General features: G+C 73.2%; 16 protein-coding genes. 9 read left to right on the top strand and 7 right to left on the bottom strand.

From position 1 onward, the window contains the following. Positions 1-113 precede the first annotated feature (113 nt). Positions 114-872, bottom strand: a complete 759-nt coding sequence (locus tag ACLQ2N_RS03560) for a DUF4190 domain-containing protein (RefSeq protein WP_425808993.1) — start codon at positions 870-872, stop codon at positions 114-116. Between the two features lie 380 nt (positions 873-1,252). On the opposite strand from ACLQ2N_RS03560, the gene ACLQ2N_RS03555 reads away from it, so the two are divergent. From ACLQ2N_RS03555 to ACLQ2N_RS03535, 5 genes are all read left to right on the top strand, one after another. Further along, positions 1,253-2,287 carry an adenosine deaminase gene (locus ACLQ2N_RS03555; RefSeq protein WP_425808847.1) on the top strand — a complete coding sequence of 345 codons (1,035 nt, stop codon included), beginning with the start codon at positions 1,253-1,255 and terminating at the stop codon, positions 2,285-2,287. Positions 2,288-2,311: 24 nt separating this feature from the next. Continuing rightward, a complete protein-coding gene (locus ACLQ2N_RS03550) occupies positions 2,312-3,022 on the top strand; it encodes a glycerophosphodiester phosphodiesterase (RefSeq protein WP_425808845.1) in 711 nt (236 codons plus the stop codon). A 56-nt stretch (positions 3,023-3,078) separates the two neighbouring features. After that, positions 3,079-4,224, top strand: a complete 1,146-nt coding sequence (locus ACLQ2N_RS03545) for a sensor histidine kinase (RefSeq protein ID WP_425808991.1) — start codon at positions 3,079-3,081, stop codon at positions 4,222-4,224. Beyond that, the gene (locus tag ACLQ2N_RS03540; protein WP_425808843.1) at positions 4,221-4,952 is read left to right on the top strand and encodes a response regulator; all 732 of its coding nucleotides are present in this window, start codon (positions 4,221-4,223) and stop codon (positions 4,950-4,952) included. The genes ACLQ2N_RS03545 and ACLQ2N_RS03540 overlap by 4 nt, the downstream gene beginning before the upstream one ends. Before the next feature lie 95 nt (positions 4,953-5,047). Then, complete coding sequence (locus tag ACLQ2N_RS03535) at positions 5,048-6,238, top strand: serine hydrolase domain-containing protein (protein WP_425808841.1); 1,191 nt, start codon at positions 5,048-5,050, stop codon at positions 6,236-6,238. A gap of 1 nt (position 6,239) precedes the next feature. Here the strand turns inward: ACLQ2N_RS03535 and ACLQ2N_RS03530 are convergent, their stop codons facing one another. Next, the gene (locus ACLQ2N_RS03530) at positions 6,240-6,764 is read right to left on the bottom strand and encodes a hypothetical protein (protein WP_425808839.1); all 525 of its coding nucleotides are present in this window, start codon (positions 6,762-6,764) and stop codon (positions 6,240-6,242) included. A gap of 115 nt (positions 6,765-6,879) precedes the next feature. Beyond that, positions 6,880-8,319: a gamma-aminobutyraldehyde dehydrogenase gene (locus tag ACLQ2N_RS03525; protein WP_425808837.1), complete on the bottom strand. Its 1,440-nt coding sequence runs from the start codon at positions 8,317-8,319 to the stop codon at positions 6,880-6,882. Positions 8,320-8,575: 256 nt separating this feature from the next. Here ACLQ2N_RS03525 and ACLQ2N_RS03520 point away from each other — a divergent pair, with 256 nt between their 5' ends. The 3 genes from ACLQ2N_RS03520 to ACLQ2N_RS03510 all read left to right on the top strand — a co-directional run bounded on the left by ACLQ2N_RS03520 (position 8,576) and on the right by ACLQ2N_RS03510 (position 11,705). Beyond that, on the top strand, positions 8,576-9,313 hold the full coding sequence (locus ACLQ2N_RS03520) for an ABC transporter ATP-binding protein (protein WP_425808835.1): 738 nt from the start codon (positions 8,576-8,578) through the stop codon (positions 9,311-9,313). Continuing rightward, on the top strand, positions 9,295-10,476 hold the full coding sequence (locus tag ACLQ2N_RS03515) for a hypothetical protein (protein WP_425808833.1): 1,182 nt from the start codon (positions 9,295-9,297) through the stop codon (positions 10,474-10,476). Before ACLQ2N_RS03520 ends, ACLQ2N_RS03515 begins: the two co-directional genes overlap by 19 nt. A gap of 98 nt (positions 10,477-10,574) precedes the next feature. Continuing rightward, a complete protein-coding gene (locus ACLQ2N_RS03510) occupies positions 10,575-11,705 on the top strand; it encodes an LOG family protein (protein WP_425808831.1) in 1,131 nt (376 codons plus the stop codon). Positions 11,706-11,709: 4 nt separating this feature from the next. On the opposite strand, the gene ACLQ2N_RS03505 is transcribed toward ACLQ2N_RS03510, so the two are convergent. The 4 genes from ACLQ2N_RS03505 to rlmN form a co-directional block, all read right to left on the bottom strand. Further along, positions 11,710-12,735, bottom strand: a complete 1,026-nt coding sequence (locus tag ACLQ2N_RS03505; RefSeq protein WP_425808829.1) for an ABC transporter ATP-binding protein — start codon at positions 12,733-12,735, stop codon at positions 11,710-11,712. Between the two features lie 3 nt (positions 12,736-12,738). Beyond that, positions 12,739-14,343, bottom strand: a complete 1,605-nt coding sequence (locus ACLQ2N_RS03500) for an ABC transporter permease (RefSeq protein WP_425808827.1) — start codon at positions 14,341-14,343, stop codon at positions 12,739-12,741. A gap of 86 nt (positions 14,344-14,429) precedes the next feature. After that, the gene (locus tag ACLQ2N_RS03495; RefSeq protein ID WP_425808825.1) at positions 14,430-15,527 is read right to left on the bottom strand and encodes a thiamine ABC transporter substrate-binding protein; all 1,098 of its coding nucleotides are present in this window, start codon (positions 15,525-15,527) and stop codon (positions 14,430-14,432) included. A 272-nt stretch (positions 15,528-15,799) separates the two neighbouring features. After that, a complete protein-coding gene (gene rlmN, locus ACLQ2N_RS03490; protein WP_164401695.1) occupies positions 15,800-16,906 on the bottom strand; it encodes a 23S rRNA (adenine(2503)-C(2))-methyltransferase RlmN in 1,107 nt (368 codons plus the stop codon). Between the two features lie 113 nt (positions 16,907-17,019). On the opposite strand from rlmN, the gene ACLQ2N_RS03485 reads away from it, so the two are divergent. After that, positions 17,020-17,547: a hypothetical protein gene (locus ACLQ2N_RS03485; protein ID WP_425808823.1), complete on the top strand. Its 528-nt coding sequence runs from the start codon at positions 17,020-17,022 to the stop codon at positions 17,545-17,547. Positions 17,548-17,606 lie beyond the last annotated feature (59 nt).

Here is a 17,606-nt window from a genome sequence, read left to right as displayed (position 1 = left end):
GCGGGGGGGGCGGGGGCGGGGGGGGGGGGGGGGGGGGGGCGCCGCGCCCGCGGGGGGGGGGGGGGGGGGGGGGGGGGGGCCCCCCCCCCCCCCGCGCCGTGGTCCCGGTCCGCTCAGGCCCGTACGGAGAAGTGCCCCAGCGGCGGATAGTCGCGCGCCTCGGCGACGAGGGAGACGGGCGCGGGCTCGTAGTCGGACCCGCTGTCGTCGTCATCGAAGTCGTCGTTGGTCACGACCCAGATGAAGAAGCCGAGGAACGCCGCGCTGACGACGATCCCGATGGAGCCGAGGATGATCCCGGCGAGTGCCACGCCCGGGTTGTCGGCCTCGCCCCGCTGGGCGCGGCCGCGGCCGATGATGCCGAAGACCAGCGCCAGGATGCCGAGGATGATGCCCAGGCCGTACATGCAGAAGCCGGCCGTCGCGATGATGCCGAGCACCAGGGCCGCGATGCCCAGCCCGTTGGCGGGCGCCGGGCCTCCCCAGGGGTTCCCGTAACCGGGGTAGGCCGGGTAGCCGTACTGCGGCGCCTGCGCACCGGGGTAGCCGTAGCCCGGGGCCTGCGGGCCGGGGTAGCCGTACTGCGGCTGGCCGCCGGGGTAGCCGTCCTGCGGCGGCGGTCCGGCCTGGCCGGGGCCGTTCGGCCCGAGGGGCGGCGGGGGCACGGCCCCGGGCGGTCCGGGGGCGGCCCATCCGGCGGGCCCGGTCCGCGGTGCGCCGAATCCGGGGTGCGGCAGCGGTTCCGGCCCCGGCCCCGTTCCGACGCCCGGCATGGAGGTGACCGTCAGCTGGTCGTGCACGGCGGGCGGCCGCGGGGCGCCGGGTATGCCGTCGCCGGGTATGCCGTCGCCGGGTATGCCGTCGCCGGGTATGCCGTCGCCGGGTATGCCGTCGGACGGGGCGCGCGGGGCGTCGGGGCCGGAGGCGTCGTGGGCGGAGTCCTCGGGGCCGGGGCTCCCGTGGCCGGGCTTCTTGTCCAGGGGCACACGGCCGACCGGGGGCGCCGGGTCTTCCGAGGAACCGGGACTGCCCGGGGCCGCCGGGTTCGCGCGGGGCGTGCGCCGCTCCGGCGGTGCCCAGGGGTCGGGCGGTGCGGCCCCGTCCGCGGGCTGATCCGTGTTGTCTGACATGGGCCTCCCCCATCGTGATGCGGTCATGGTACGGGCCCGGGCCCGTCCTACGATGGCTGCCGTCCCCGCCCCGGCCGCCCCACGGCCGGAGCCCGTCACACTCCCTGCCCACGGAGGCCCCGATGACCGACCTGCACCCCTTCATCGCGGGGCTGCCCAAGGCCGAGCTCCATGTCCACCACGTCGGTTCGGCCTCCCCCCGCATCGTCGCGGAGCTGGCCGCGCACCACCCCGACTCCAAGGTGCCCACCGCCCCCGAGGCGCTGGCCGACTACTTCACCTTCACCGACTTCGCCCACTTCATCGACGTCTACCTCTCGGTCGTGGACCTGATCCGCACCCCGGAGGACGTCCGGCTGCTGACGTACGAGGTCGCCCGTGACATGGCCCGGCAGAACATCCGGTACGCGGAGCTGACGGTCACCCCGTTCTCCTCGACCCGTCGCGGCATTCCCGAGCAGGGGTTCATGGAGGCGATCGAGGACGCCCGCAAGGCGGCGGAGCGGGAGCTCGGCGTCGTACTGCGCTGGTGCTTCGACATCCCCGGCGAGGCCGGCCTGGAGGCCGCCGAGGAGACCACCCGGCTCGCGGTGGACCTGCGGCCCGAGGGACTGGTCTCGTTCGGCCTCGGCGGGCCGGAGATCGGCGTGGACCGCCCGCAGTTCAAGCCCTACTTCGACCGCGCGATCGCCGAGGGCCTGCACTCCGTGCCGCACGCCGGGGAGACCACGGGTCCGCAGACCGTCTGGGACGCGCTGACCGCGCTGCGCGCCGAGCGCATCGGCCACGGCACCAGCTCGGTCGCCGACCCGAAGCTCCTCGACCACCTCGCCGAGCGGCGCATCGCCCTGGAGGTCTGCCCCACGTCCAACATCGCGACCCGGGCGGTGAAGGACATCGAGCAGCACCCGGTCCGCGAGATGGTCCGGGCCGGGGTACTGGTCACGATCAACAGCGACGACCCGCCCATGTTCGGCACCGACCTCAACAACGAGTACGCGGTGGCCGCCCGCATCCTCGGCCTGGACGAACACGGTCTGGCCGCGCTCGCGAAGAACGCGGTCGAGGCGTCCTTCCTGGACCCGGCCGGCAAGCGCGCGCTGACCGACGAGATCGACTCGTACACGACCAACTGGCTGCGGAGCACCGGGCGGTGATCCCCGGGCGGTGACAATGGCCCCATGCCCATCGCCACGCCTGTCACCGCCGTCGCCCATCGCGGCGATCCGTACCGCGCCCGCGAGAACACCCTGCCCTCGATCCGCTCCGCGCTCGGACGGGGCGCGGACGCGGTGGAGATCGACGTCCGGATCACTCGGGACGGGGTGCCGGTCCTGCTGCACGACGTCACGCTGGACCGGCTGTGGGGCCATGACCTGCGGCTGGACCGGCTCAGCCACAGGGAAGTGACCGAGCTGACGGCGGGCGGTGTGCCAACGCTCCGCGAGGCACTGCTCGCGGTCGGCGCGCACCGCGTGATGATCGATCTGCCGGGCTCCACGCCGGAATCGGTGAAGCGCACGGTGGGCGTGGTGCGGGAGTGCGGGGCCGGGGAGCGGGTCTACTACTGCGCCGGGCCCGAGGCGATGCTGCGGGTGCGGGCGGCCGATCCGTCGGCCGAGATCGCGATGACCTGGACCACGCTCGCTCCGCCCCGTGCCACGCTGCTCGACGCGGTCCGGCCGCGCTGGCTGAACTACCGGTTCGGTCTGGTAAGCAGGGAGCTGACGGACCGCAACCACCGCGACGGGCTGCTGGTCTCGGCCTGGACCGCCGACACCGGCCGGACGATGCGCCGGCTGATCGGCGACGGCGTGGACTCCGTCACCACCAACCGGATCGACGTACTCCGCAAGCTGATCGACCGGAACACCGCCGGGGGGAGACCGTGATACGCCCCCGTACCGCCTGGCGGAGGCTGCGGGAGACCGGCGGCCCGGGGCCCCGGGTGACCGACATCGGTGTGGTCCTAGTGGTGCAGGCGGCGGTGTCCGTCCCGTGGGTGCTCCCCCGCGACCCGCGCCTCGAACCCGCGACGGTGTCCGCGTATCTGCTGACCACCCTGACCGTGCTTCCGCTGCTGTGGCGGCGCCGGGCCCCGGTCCGGGTGCTGCTGGCGGTGGTGGTGGCGCAGAGCCTGTACGGGCTGGCGGTCGACGGCCCGGGACAGACTCTGCCGTACACGGGCCTGGTCGCGCTCTACAGCGTCGCCGCCCACGCCCCGTCGCCGGCGCGCCGGCTCTGCGGGGCGCTGACCCTGGCCTACGTCTTCCCCTCGGTCGCGCTCAACACGGGCGAGACCCGGGAGCTGGTCTTCTCGCTGATGGTGTTCACGGCGGCGTACGGGTTCGGCCGGTTCACCGACACCCGTCAGGCCTATACGCGGGCCGTCGAGGACCGGGCGCGGCAGCTGGAGGTCACCCGGCGGATCGAGGCCGAGCAGGCGGCGGCCCGCGAACGGGCCCGGATCGCCCGGGAGATGCACGACATCCTGTCGCACGCGGTGAGCCTGATGATCGTCCAGGCGGAGGCCGGTCCGGTGGCGGTCCGTACGGCCCCGGAACGGGCCGAGGCGGCGTTCGACGCGATCTCGGAGGCCGGCAGGGACGCGATGGTCCAGTTGCGGCGGATGCTCGGGGTGCTGCGCGAGGAGGGGCGGGGGCCCGGGGCGCCCCGGTCCCCGCAGCCGGCGCTGGCCGAACTCCCGGCGCTGGTGGAGCGCGTACGCTCCAGCGGCCTGGCGGTGACCCACACGGTGACCGGTCCGGAGCGCCCGCTGCCGCGGGACACCGACAGCGCCGTGTTCCGCATCGTGCAGGAGGCCCTGACCAACACGGTCAAGCACGCCGCCGCCTCCGAGGCCGGCGTCCTGCTGGCGTACGGGAAGAGCAGCCTGACCATCTCGGTGGCCGACGACGGCGGCGGCCCGGGGACGGCCCCGGGCAGCGGGCACGGCCTGATCGGCATCCGGGAGCGGGCGGTGGCGCACGGCGGCAGCGCCCGCAGCGGTCCGGGGGCGGACGGGCGGGGGTTCCGGGTCGAGGTGACACTGCCACTGGCACCGGTAACGTCCGCGGTGGAGGTGGGGAGTTGACGATCCGTGTCGTGGTGGCGGACGACCAGGAACTGGTCCGCAGCGGTTTCGCGATGATCCTGGACGCCCAGCCGGACATCGAGGTGGTGGCCGAGGCGGGCGACGGGGCGCAGGCGGTGGACGCGGTGCGCCGGCTGGGGCCGGACGTGGCCCTGCTGGACATCCGGATGCCGGTCCTGGACGGCATCGGGGCCTGCCGCGAGATCTGCGCCCGGACCGCCTGCCGGACGGTCATGCTGACGACGTTCGACTCCGACGCCTACGTGTACGAGGCGCTGCACGCCGGAGCGAGCGGCTTTCTCCTCAAGGACGTCCGCCGAGACGATCTCGTGCACGCGGTGCGGGTGGTGGCGGCGGGCGACTCGCTGCTGGCGCCCTCGGTGGCGCGGCTGCTGATCGCCGAGTACACCTCGCGCCCGGCGCGGGCGGCGGCGGTTCCGGACGAGCGGCGGCTCGGCGTGCTCACCGCCCGGGAGCGCGAGACACTGCTGCATCTGGCGCGCGGGCTGTCCAACGCGGAGATCGCGGCGGCGATGGTGGTCAGCGACCACACGGTGAAGACGCATGTGGGCAACGTGCTGTCCAAACTGGGCCTGCGCGACCGCATCCAGGCTGTCATCTACGCCTACGAGACCGGGCTCGTCGCTCCCTCGCCGGAGGGAGCACCGCCGTCCGCCTCCCCCGCGCAGGGGAGGAACGAACCCGCCGGGAACCCCCCGCGCCGGTGATCCGCCAAGCGCCTCCCGGTCAGCAGGATGGGACCGACAACGGCGCGGTCCACGGGACCCCGCCGCCACGGATCTCGCTGCCTGGAGGCATCACGATGCACGCCCGTATCCGCCGTACCGTCCTCGCCGCCGCCCTGGTCGCCGGCCTCGCGGCAGGCACCGCAGGCCCGGCGCTCGCGACGGGCACCCCGGCGCACACCACCGCACCGGCGGCGGCCGGCCCGGACACCGAGGCGCTGAGCGGCCTCATAGCCGGGCTCCCCGACGCCGGGGCGACGGCCGCCCTCATCCGGCTGGGCGGTACCGGGGGTGCGTGGCGCGGCTCCGCCGGGGTCCACGACCTGGTGACGCGGCGCCCGGCGGACCCGGACGCGCGCTTCCGGGCGGGTTCGGTGACCAAGGTGTTCACCGCGGCGGCCGTCCTCCAGCTCGCCGCCGAGCGGAAGCTGAGCCTGGACCGCCCGGTCCGCTCGTACCTGCCGGAGCTGATCCCCGCGGCGTACGGGGACGTCACCGTACGCCAGTTGCTGAACCACACCAGCGGGCTGCCGTCGGCGGACTTCCCGGGCGACACGGTGGAGGAGTGGTACGCCAACCGGTTCCACCGATTCGATGCCCGTGAGCTGGTCGCCTCGGCCACGGCCAAGGAGCCCGAGTTCCCCGCGGGGACGCGGCAGCACTACCTCAACATCAACTACACGGTGGCCGGGCTGCTGATCGAGAGGGTCACCGGGCACGACTACGAGACGGAGGTCTCCCGGCGCATTCTGGCCCCGCTCGGTCTGCACGGCACGTCGTTCCCCGGTTCCGACCCGCGTATCCACGGACCGCACAACCACGGGTACCAGCGCATGCGGCTGGAGGACGGCACCACCGGTCTGCGGGACGTCAGCGTGTGGAGCGCGACCGACGGCTGGGCGGCCGGCGACATCATCTCCACCACCGCCGATCTGGAGCGCTTCCTGACCGCGCTGTTCGGGGGCCGGGTGGTACGCGGTCCGCTGCTGGAGGAGATGTTCACGCTGCCGGACCCGTCGGTGCGCGACTTCGTGAGCGGCGAGGCGCCCGCGTTCAGCGCCGGCCTGTCCACCTGGAAGCTGGGCGGCCGCCAGGTCTGGGGCAAGACCGGCGGCCGCTGGGGGTACAACGCGGGAATCGGCGCCACGCGCGATCTCTCCCGCACGCTCGTCTACTGCGTCAACTCCACGGACGCGAAGGCCGAGGGGGAGAACGCCCTGGTCATGGGCGTGGTCTCCACCGTCTTCGGGGCACCTTCGGCCGACTGAGTCAGGCGGCGGCCGGCTCCGGCACGCGCTCCATGGCTTCCAGGCGCTTGATCTTGCGGTGCACGACCAGCAGCGGGACCACCCCGAAGACGCCGAACGACATGTCGATGACGGACCACCAGAACGGGATGTCGCGGATGGGGCCGCAGATCAGCGCGAGGGGGATGATCCCGGCGCAGGCGATCATGCCGAACTCGATCACCCAGATGTTGCGGACCGGGTCGCGGAAGGGCCCGTAGAAGGCGACCGCGATGACCAGGTGGGCGAAGGCCAGCCAGTCGGTGCCGTACAGCACGAAGGGATACCGGGCGTCGGCCTCGTCGAGGCCGGTGCGGACGCGGGTGATCCAGTCCAGCAGGCCGGGAAAGTGCTCGGGGACGGGAGAGGCCGAGGACGTCAGCAGGTCCTCGGTCCAGCGCAGTTCGTGGACGAGCGGGAAGGCCGTCAGACCGCTCAGAACCAGACAGACGATGAAGACGGCCAACCACACGCGTATACGCCTTCGCAGGGCGTGTCGCTCGCTCATGTCCGCAGCGTACGCCCGCATTTACCGGCTCTTTACGCCACCCCCGGTACAGCGTCGCAAGAGCCGCGCCCCCGTGTGAACCGGCCGGTTCGCACGGGGGCGCGGAGGGGGGCGCTCAGCCTTCGATGGACGTCATCACGTGCTTGATGCGCGTGTAGTCCTCGAAGCCGTAGGCCGAGAGGTCCTTGCCGTAACCGGACTTCTTGAAACCGCCGTGCGGCATCTCGGCGACCAGCGGGATGTGGGTGTTGATCCAGACGCAGCCGAAGTCCAGGTTCTTCGACATCCGCATGGCGCGCGCGTGGTCCTTGGTCCACACCGAGGAGGCCAGGGCGTACTCGACGCCGTTCGCCCACTCCACGGCCTGTGCCTCGTCGCGGAACGACTGGACGGTGATGACCGGGCCGAAGACCTCGTGCTGGATGATCTCGTCGTCCTGCTTGAGCCCGGAGACGACGGTCGGGGCGTAGAAGTAGCCCTTGTCACCGACCCGGTGGCCGCCCGCCTCGACCCGGGCGTGGGCGGGAAGGCGCTCGATGAAGCCGCTGACCTGGGCCAGCTGGTTGGCGTTGTTGAGGGGGCCGTAGAGCACGTCCTCGTCGTCCGGCAGGCCCGTCTTCGTGTCGGCGGCGGCCTTGGCGAGCGCGGTGACGAACTCGTCGTGGATCGACTCGTGGACCAGCACGCGCGTGGCGGCCGTGCAGTCCTGGCCGGCGTTGAAGTAACCCGCGACCGAGATGTCCTCGACGGCCTTGGCGACGTCGGTGTCCTCGAAGACGACGACGGGCGCCTTGCCGCCGAGCTCCAGGTGGACCCGCTTGACGTCCTTGGCGGCCGACTCGGCGACCTGCATGCCGGCCCGCACCGAGCCGGTGATGGAGGCCATCGCCGGGGTCCGGTGCTCGACCATCGCGCGGCCGGTGTCGCGGTCGCCGCAGATGACGTTGAAGACGCCCTTGGGCAGGATCTGCCCGATGATCTCGGCGATCAGCACGGTCGAGGCGGGTGTGGTGTCCGACGGCTTGATGACCACGGTGTTGCCCGCGGCGAGCGCCGGGGCGAACTTCCAGACGGCCATCATCATCGGGTAGTTCCACGGCGCGACCTGCGCGCAGACGCCGACCGGCTCGCGCCGCACGATGGAGGTCAGCCCCTCCATGTACTCGCCGGCCGAGCGCCCCTCCAGGAGCCGGGCGGCGCCCGCGAAGAAGCGGATCTGGTCCACCATCGGCGGGATCTCTTCGGTGCGGGTCAGCCCGATCGGCTTGCCGGTGTTCTCGGACTCGGCGGCGATGAGGTCCTCGGCCCGCTCCTCGAACGCGTCCGCGATCTTGAGCAGGGCGCGCTGGCGCTCGGCCGGTGTGGCGTCGCGCCAGGCGGGGAACGCGGCCGCGGCGGCGGCCATCGCGGCGTCGACGTCGGCGGGGCCGGAGAGCGGCGAGGTCGCGTAGACCTCCTCGGTCACCGGGTTGACCACGTCGATCGTCCGCCCGTCGGCGGCGTCCCGGAACTCCCCGTTGATGTAGTTGCGCAGACGGCGTACCTCGGCGGTCACGGCCACCCCTCCTCGTGTATGTCCAATGGGTGAGACGGCCAGCGTAGTCGGGCGCCGCCGTGCCGTGCCGGGCAAGGCATCCCCCCAGAGCCCGGAGCGGCCCGGATGCGGCCGATCGAGTGGGAAGAGGCGGACCCGGGCCGCGTGCTGTCCGCTCACCGCGACCCGAATCCTTACGGTGCCGAGTGACCGATCGGCCCCCTCTTCGTTCCCCCGTACGGGGACGGGATATCTGATCTGAACCGAGGTGTACGCCATGGTGGCCCCGCCGGACAACGATGTGATCTGGGCGCGTTCCCTGCAGCACTCCCACAACGGCTCGCCCGCGCTCGGCGGGGTGTCCCTGGGCATCCGCGACGGCGAGATCCTCGCGGTGACCGGTCCGCGCGGCAGCGGCAAGACGACGCTGCTGCACTGCCTCTCCGGCCAGCTGGTGCCCGAGAAGGGCGAGGTCTGGTTCAACAGCGTGCCCGTGCACACGATGGGGCCGAGGCTGCGCGAGCGACTGCGCCGCGACAAGTTCGGCTGGATCGCGCCCGAGCCGCAGCTCGTCCCGGAGCTGAACACCTGGGAGAACACCGCCCTGCCGCTCCTGCTGCGCGGCTCCTCGCACCGGGAGGCCCGGAAGGCCGCCATGGAGTGGCTGGAGCGCCTGGACATCGGCCCGTACGCCAAGAAGCGCCCGCACGCCCTCCAGCAGAGCCAGCGGCAGCGGATCGCCGTGGCCCGCGCGCTGGCCGCCGGACCCTCGGTGATCTTCGCCGACGAGCCGACCGCGACGCTGCACCGCACGGACCGCACGCACGTCCTGCGGACCCTGACCAGCGCCGCCCGCTCGCACGGGATCACGGTGGTGCTCGCCACGCACGACGCCGAGATCGCCGCGCTCGCCGACCGTGTGGTGCCCCTGCTCGACGGGCGCCGCGTCTCCACCGTCGGCCTGCCCGCCGAAGCCGACCCGGAGGGGCGCGCGGCGTGCTCGCTCTCCGTCTAGCCCGCGGTTCCCATCCGCTGGTCCTGATGCGGCGGCTGCTGGTCGCGGCCGCCTCCGCCGGGGTCGGTTTCCTGCTGCTGTGCACCCTCGGCTACACCGCCGCGCACCCCCACTCGGCGGGGGCGGTGCTGCGGCTGCTGTGGTGCTTCGTCCCGCTGGCCGCGACCGTGCAGTTCGCCGTCGCGGTGGCCCGTACGGACCCGAGCACCCGGCCGCGTACGGGGCTCTCCGCCGTGGGCCTCGGCCCGGTGAAGCTCAGCGTGCTCGCCGCCATCTCCACCGCCGTCTCGTGCACCTTGGGCTCCGCGGTGGCGCTGCTGTTCTTCCTCCATCTGCGCGGCGACCTGACCGGGCTGCCGTTCGACGGCGCCGCCGCCGACCTGCTCGGCGCGGACGCGTCACTGCCCGTCGCCGCCGTCCTCCTCCTGCTGGCCCTGGTGCCGGTGGCGGCCGCGACGGCCAGTGCGCTGGCGCTGCGCGGCCGGGCCTCGGGGGCCGCTCGCGAGACGGACGACGGCGGCGACCTGGTGCCCGCCGCGGAGATTCCCGCCCCCGCCGCTCCGCCGGCCGGGCTGCCCTGGGGCGTCGCCCTGACCGCCGCCGGGCTCGCCGTCGAGGCGTACGCGAGCCGGGGCACGCCCGGCAGCCCCTTCCCGCTTCCCGGCAAGCTGGACGCCACCCCGGCCTCGGTGCTCGTCGGCTGGACGCTGACGGCGATCGGCCTGGCCACGGCGGGCCCCGGCCTGACCCACCTGTGCGGCAAGCTGCTCCAGACGGTCCGGCCCGGGGCCGTACGCCTGCTGGCCGGCCGGGTCCTGATGGACGAGGCGCGCCGGATCGGCCGCCCGCTGGGCATCGTCTGCGCGGTCCTGTCGGCGGTCATCGCCGCCTTCGCGCTGTACGGGACGGGGCCCCGGCCGTTCGGCCCGCTCACGGCCCTGGGGGCGGTGCTCGTCGTCGGCTGCACCACGGCGACGCTGCTGACCTCGGCCCTGGAGGCCCGGCAGGCCCGCGCGGAGACGGCCAGGGCGCTGCTGCGGCTCGGCGCCCCGGCCTCGGCGCTGCGCGCGGCGACGGCGTTGCGCGCCGGGGCGCTGCTGGTCTTCTTCGCCCCGCTCACCTGGGCGATCGCAGAGCTGGCCGCGCTGCCGCTGACCCCCTGAGCGCGGCTGGACGCGATCACCGGACCGGCCGGGCGTTCCGTCCGGCCGGTTTCGCGCGTTTCCGGGTGCCCGCCCGGATCGGATGAGCGTTTCGTAGCATGAGCGGCGTGGAGAGCCCGGACGAGCACAGGAGCGGCCACGGCGACGAGATCGAGTCGCTGGCCGAGTTCGACGCGGCGGTGGCGGCCGGTTCGCTGGCCGGACGCCGCGTGCAGTCGGTGGACCTGACGGGGCGGAGCGCGGCGCTGCTGGCCACGGACACCGCGGGCGCGGTGTTCCTCGGCTGCCCGATGGAGCCCGGCCCCGAGGAGAAGGTCCGGGCCGGCGGCGCCTTCGTCTTCCCGCCCGTCCCCGGCCTGCCCTTCGACCCGTACCGGGGCCTGCTCTACTCCCCCGACGCGCTCTACGACGGACTCGCGCGGGAGGGTTACGCGGCCACGCCGGACGCCCTGGCCTACGACTGGTTCCGGCGGACCCGGTCGGACGGGGACGCGTTCGCCTCGATGCTCCGGGCGCTCCACGACGACGCGATCTCGGACGCGCTGGAGGAGGCGCTCGCCGGGGCCCGGGTGGCCGGTGTGATGGGCGGCCACGCGACGCCCCGGGGCAGCGCCGGTTACGCGGCGGCGGCCCGGCTCGGCAGGACCCTGGCCCGCAGCGGCCTCACCGTGGCGACCGGAGGCGGCCCGGGCGCCATGGAGGCGGCCAACCTGGGCGCGTACGCGGCGCCGCACCCGGACGCGATGCTGGACGAGGCGTGCGCGATGCTCGGCGCGGTGCCGTCCTTCACCCCCTCGGTCACCGCCTGGGCGCGGGCCGCCTTCGCGGTACGGGAGCGCTGGCCGGACGGCGGCCCGTCCGTGTCGATCCCCACCTGGTTCTACGGCCACGAGCCGCCGAATCCGTTCGCCGGACACATCGCCAAGTACTTCACCAACGCGCTGCGGGAGGACGGGCTGCTGTCCCGGTCCGGCGCGGGCGTGATCTTCCTCCCCGGTGCGGCCGGCACCGTCCAGGAGATCTTCGACAGCGCCACCCCGAACTACTACGAGTCACGCGGCGAACCCGTCCCGATGGTGCTGGTGGGACACGACCACTGGACGCGCGAGCTTCCCGCCTGGCCACTTCTGCGCACGCTGGCGGCCGGCCGGACGATGGAGGCCCGCATCGCCCTGGTCGACACGGTGGAGGAGGCGCCCGACGCCCTCGCCCGCCTCTCGGGGGCGTAGACCCTCAGAACAGCGCGGGCAGCACCACGCACTCCGACGCGTCGAAGCCGACGCCCACCCGCTCGCCCTCCTCCGGCGTCCCGCGCAGCGGGCACTCCGCCTCCAGCACCGGACCGCGCTCCGGGTGCAGGGTCACGGCGACATGGCTGCCCCGGAACGTGCGCGCGCCCACGACGCAGCGCAGCCCCGCCTCCGGCCCGCCGATCCGCACCCCGGCCGGCCGCACCAGCAGATCGCACGCGCCCTGCGGTGACCCCGCCGGCACCGGCACCTCGCCCCAGGCCGTGTCCGCCGCGTCCCCCTCGACGGTCGCCTCGACCACGTTGTCGAAGCCCAGGAACCGGGCCACGAAGGCGGACGCGGGGCGCTGCCACACCTCCAGCGGGGTGCCCACCTGGGCGACGCGGCCCTCGCGCATCACGACGACCCGGTCGGCCAGCGCGAACGCCTCGCCCTGGTCGTGGGTGACGGCCAGCACGGTGGTGCCGAGGCGGCCGAAGAGGGCGCGCAGTTCCACGACGAGTCGCTCGCGCAGGCTGCGGTCCAGCTGGCCCAGGGGCTCGTCGAGCATCAGCAGCCTGGGGCGGGGGGCGAGGGCCCGCGCGAGGGCGACGCGCTGCTGCTCGCCGCCGGAGAGCGCGGCGACGGCACGGCGTTCGGCGCCGGGAAGGCCCACGAGGTCGAGGAGTTCGGCGACCCGGCGGTCCTGTTCGCCCCGGCCGGCCCCGTGCATCCGCAGGCCGAAGGCGACGTTGGCACCGACGTCCCGGTGCGGGAAGAGCTGGTGGTCCTGGAACATCAGGCCGAGGCCGCGCCGGTGGACCGGGATGCCGTCCTGGTCGGTGCCGTCGAGCAGGACCCGGCCGCCGTCCGGCTCCTGGAGTCCGGCGACCAGGCGCAGCAGGGTGGACTTGCCGCTGCCGCTCGGCCCGAGGACGCAGACGGTCTCGTGGTCGGCGACCTCCAGGTCGACCCCTTCGAGCGCGGTCCGGTCACCGAAGCGGACGGTGGCCGATTCGAGCGTCAGCATCGTTCAGAACTCCCCGGATCGGTCGGTGCGGATGCGTTCGAGCAGCAGCAGCGACACCGCGCACACGAGCATCAGGATGGTGCTGAGGGCCATGGCCTGGCCGTAGTTCAGGTCCCCGGACCGGCCGAGGAGCCGGGCCACAGCAACCGGCAGCGTCGGGTTGTCCGGCCGCGCGATGAACACGGTCGCGCCGAACTCCCCCAGCGACACGGCGAACGCGAATCCGGCGGCGACCAGCAGGGCCCGCCGTACGAGCGGGAAGTCCACCTCGCGCCAGGCCCGCAGCGGCGAGGCCCCGAGCACCGCCGCCGCCTCGCGCAGCCGGGCGTCCACCGCCCGCAGCACCGGCAGCATGGTCCGTACGACGAAGGGCACCCCGACCAGCGCCTGGGCGAGCGGCACCAGGATCCAGGACGTCCTGAGGTCCAGCGGCGGCTTGTCCAGGGTGATCAGGAAGCCGAAGCCGACGGTGACCGCGGACACCCCGAGCGGCAGCATCAGCAGTGCGTCGAAGCCGCGGACGAGCCGGCCCGCCCGCCGGGTGAGCGCGGCGGCGGCGAGCCCGCCGACGACGAGGGCGATCAGGGTCGCGACGAGGGCGTAGCGCAGCGAGTTCCCGATGGCCTCGATGGGCGCGACGAGGAACGTACCGCTGTTGGCGTCCGCCGAGGTGAGCGCGCGGTAGTAGGCGAAACCGGAGCCGTCGAGCGAGCGTTCCACGAGTACGGCGAGCGGCAGCAGGACCAGGAGCAGCACGCACAGCAGCACCCCGCCGAGCAGGGCCCACTGCCCGGCCCCCCGCGGCCTGCGCGCCGTCTGCGCCGGGTCGACCAGCTTCAGCGCGCGCTCCCTGCGGCGTACGGTCCAGGCGTGCACGGCGAGGATCGCGCCGACCGCGGCGAACTGCACGAGCGTCAGCACGGCGGCCGTGGGCAGGGCGAGCAGTTGCGCGGTCTGCCGGTAGATCTCCACCTCCAGCGTGGAGAAGCCGGGCCCGCCGAGGATCTGCACGACCCCGAAGGAGGTGAAGGTGAAGAGGAAGACCATCAGCGCGGCGGCCGCCACGGCCGGGGCGAGCGCGGGCAGCGTGACGCGCCGCCAGGCGGTGAACCGGCTCGCGCCGAGCACCCGGGCGGCCTCCTCCTGGCGCGGGTCCAGCTGCGCCCAGAGCCCCCCGACGGTGCGGACGACGACCGCGTAGTTGAAGAACACGTGGGCCAGCAGGATCGCCCACACGGTGGTGTCGAGCCGTACGCCCCACCACTCGTCCAGCAGCCCGCCGCGCCCGAGCAGCGCGAGGAAGGCGGTGCCCACGACGACGGTCGGCAGCACGAACGGCACCGTGACGACGGCCCGCAGCACCTGCTTGCCGGGGAAGTCGAACCGGGCGAAGACATAAGCGCCGGGCAGCGCGATCAGCAGGGTCAGCGCGGTCGAGGCGAGGGCCTGCCACAGCGTGAACCAGAGGACGTCCCGGATCTCCGGCCGGGCCAGCACCTCGCCGAACCGGCCGAACTGCCAGACGCCGTCCGCCTTGAGCCCCCGGCCCACGATCGCGGCGACCGGGTAGGCGAAGAACACGGCGAAGAACGCGACGGGCACGGCCATCAGGCCGAGCCGCACCGCGGCCCCGCGCCGGGACCGGGCGCGTGCGGATCTCCCGCGCGCGCCCGGTCCGCGTACGGGAGTCTTCGCTACTTCACTACGAGCGAGGACCACGACTGGACCCACTGCTCACGGTTCTTGGCGATGGCGTCCGGGGCGACGGTCGCCGGCTTGTCCGCGGTGGCACCGAACTTCGTGAAGAGCCCGGGCACCTTCGCGTCCTTCGCGACCGGGCTGACGAACATGGTGAGCGGCATGTCCTCCTGGAACTTCTTCCCGATCAGGAAGTCCAGCAGGGCCTTGCCGCCCGCCTCGTTCTTCGCACCGTCCAGCAGACCGGCGAACTCGATCTGGCGGAAGCACGTCCCGGTGGCGACCCCGGTGGGCGCGGTCTTCGGCCGCGGGTCCGCGTACAGCACCTCGACGGGCGGGCTGGAGGCGTAGCTGACGACGAGCGGGCGGTCGGCCTTGGCCTTCTTGCCGCCGGCCGAGCCGGAGAACTCCTCGTTGTACGCCTGCTCCCAGCCGTCCACGACCTTGACGCCGTTGTCCTTCAGCTTCTTCCAGTAGTCCTGGTAGCCGTCCTCGCCGAAGGTGGCGACGGTGCCGAGGAGGAAGCCGAGGCCTGGCGAGGAGGTCGCGGCGTTCTCGGTGACGAGCAGGTCCTTGTACGCGGGCTTCGCCAGGTCGGCGAAGGTCTTCGGCGGTGCGAGCTTCTTGTCGGCGAAGTACTTCTTGTCGTAGTTGACGCAGATGTCACCGGTGTCGACGGGGGTGACCCGGTGCTTGTCGGCGTCCAGCTGGACATCGGCCGGGACCCGGTCCAGGCCCTTGGCCTCGTACGGGGTGAACAGGCCGTTGTCCAGGGCTCGCGAGAGCAGGGTGTTGTCGACGCCGAAGAACACGTCGCCGCGCGGGGAGCCCTTGGTCAGGATCTCCTGGTTCAGGGCGGCGCCCGCGTCCCCGCTCTTGAGGACCTTGACGGTGTAGCCGGTCTCGCGGGTGAACTCCTTCAGGACGTCCTTGGAGGCGTTGAAGGAGTCGTGGCTGACGAGGGTGACGGTCTTGGAACCGGCGCCCTTGGTGGAACCGGACGCCGAGTCGTCGGAACTTCCGCAGCCGGCCAGCGCGGTGATGCCGAGCGCGGCTGCGACGGCCGCGACCGCGGCCTTCGGGGTGGTGCTCATGTGTGATTCCTCCTGGAGTGACCAGGAAGAGACGCGGCCCTGCCCGCACACCGGCCGGAGCCGGAAGCGGGCAGGGCGCAACAGCTTGAGTATGGTCCGAACTTCCTACCCGGAATGACCCGGGCGAGGTTCAGAGGGTCTGCGGCCAACCTGTCCTTGGTGCCGCACTCTCAGCGCTGTGGCGCTCCCCTGTCGGAATATGCAGTTGATTTCAGCCCCAGGCTACACGGCCGTTTTCGGCCGGGGCCCCGGGTGTCCGGGACCCCGCTCCCTCAGCGCTCGGAGGCCGCCAGCTGCCCGCAGGCGCCGTCGATCTCCTGGCCCCGGGTGTCGCGGACGGTGACCGGCACGCCGTGGCTCGCGATGGCCTCGACGAACGCCCGCTCGTCCTCAGGGCGCGACGCGGTCCACTTGGAGCCGGGGGTCGGGTTCAGCGGGATGAGGTTGACGTGGACCCGCTTGCCCTTGAGCAGGCGCCCCAGCAGGTCGCCGCGCCAGGCCTGGTCGTTGATGTCGCGGATCAGGGCGTACTCGATGGAGATGCGGCGGCCGGACTTCTCCGCGTACTCCCACGCGGCGTCCAGCACCTCGCGCACCTTCCACCGGGTGTTCACCGGCACGAGGGTGTCGCGCAGCTCGTCGTCCGGGGCGTGCAGCGAGACCGCGAGCCGGCACTTGAAGCCCTCGTCGGCGAACCGCAGCATCGCGGGCACCAGGCCGACGGTGGAGACGGTGATCCCGCGCTGCGAGAGGCCGAGGCCGTCGGGCTCGGGGTCGGTCAGCCGACGGATCGCGCCGACGACGCGGTTGTAGTTGGCCAGCGGCTCGCCCATGCCCATGAACACGATGTTGGAGAGCCGGGCGGGGCCGCCGGGCACCTCGCCGTCCCGCAGCGCGCGCATGCCGTCCACGATCTGGTGGACGATCTCCGCGGTCGACAGGTTGCGGTCGAGACCGGCCTGCCCCGTCGCGCAGAACGGGCAGTTCATCCCGCAGCCGGCCTGCGAGGAGATGCACATCGTGACGCGCTCCGGGTAGCGCATCAGGACGGACTCGACCAGCGTCCCGTCGTGCAGCTTCCACAGGGTCTTACGGGTGGTGTCGTCGTCGCAGCTGATGTGCCGGACGACGGACATCAGGTCGGGGAACATCGCCTCGGCGAGCTTGTCCCGCGATCCGGCCGGGATGTTGGTCCACTCGGCCGGGTCGTGCGCGTACCGCGCGAAGTAGTGCTGCGAGAGCTGCTGGGCGCGGAACGGCTTCTCGCCGATCGCGGCGACGGCCTCCCTGCGCTCGGCGGGCGTGAGGTCGGCGAGGTGCCGCGGCGGCTTCTTGGCTCCGCGGGGCGCGACGAAAGTGAGTTCTCCGGGCTTAGGCATGGTTCTTCCAGTGTCGCAGACGTGCGGAGGTGCCCGGGTGCGTCGCGGTGAGGGGCGGCTCACGGGGTAACCGGGGGAGCACAGGGAGTTCGCAGCCGCAGGAGGAAGGTGCCGTGCACACCGTCAAGCACTGGTTCAACGACAGCCTGGTCGGGCAGGGCCTGCTGGTCTTCGGACTCGGTGTGGGCCTGAACGCGCTGTTACGACACGATGAGCCTGCGGCCATGTGGCTGGTCCAGGGCGCCGTCTACACCGTCGTCGCGATGGTGGCCGTGGTCATCCGGCGGAGGCGGATGAGGCGGGTCACGGGTGCCTCCCCGGGCGCCCTCGCCGGGCTGCTGCGCAAGGTCCGCCACGGCGAGGTGCCGCGCGACCCACAGGAGCGGGCCGTACTGCGGCGGCTGGTCGACGACCACCTGGGGCGGATCGAGCGGGGCAAGCGGTGGCTGCCGTACTGGCTGGGCGTCATGGGCCTGGTCGCCGTCGGTCTGCTCGTCCTGGGCGCTGTCCGTGGCTCCCTCGGGTACGCCCTGCTCGTCGCCGCCTTCGTGGTGGTGTTCTGCGCCTGGGTCCTGTGGATGCGCCGCCGGGCGGTGACTCTCTACCGCGACATGGGGGCGGCGCTGCGGGATCAGGGCTGACGCCACATGGCTGAGGGGCCACCGCTCGCGAGCGGTGGCCCCTCAGCCATGTGCGGACG

This window comes from Streptomyces sp. DT224 (assembly GCF_049844595.1).
Classification (GTDB): Bacteria; Actinomycetota; Actinomycetes; order Streptomycetales; family Streptomycetaceae; genus Streptomyces.
The sequence above is the reverse complement of the archived record's forward strand: the minus strand, read 5'-3'. Positions and strand labels throughout refer to the sequence as shown.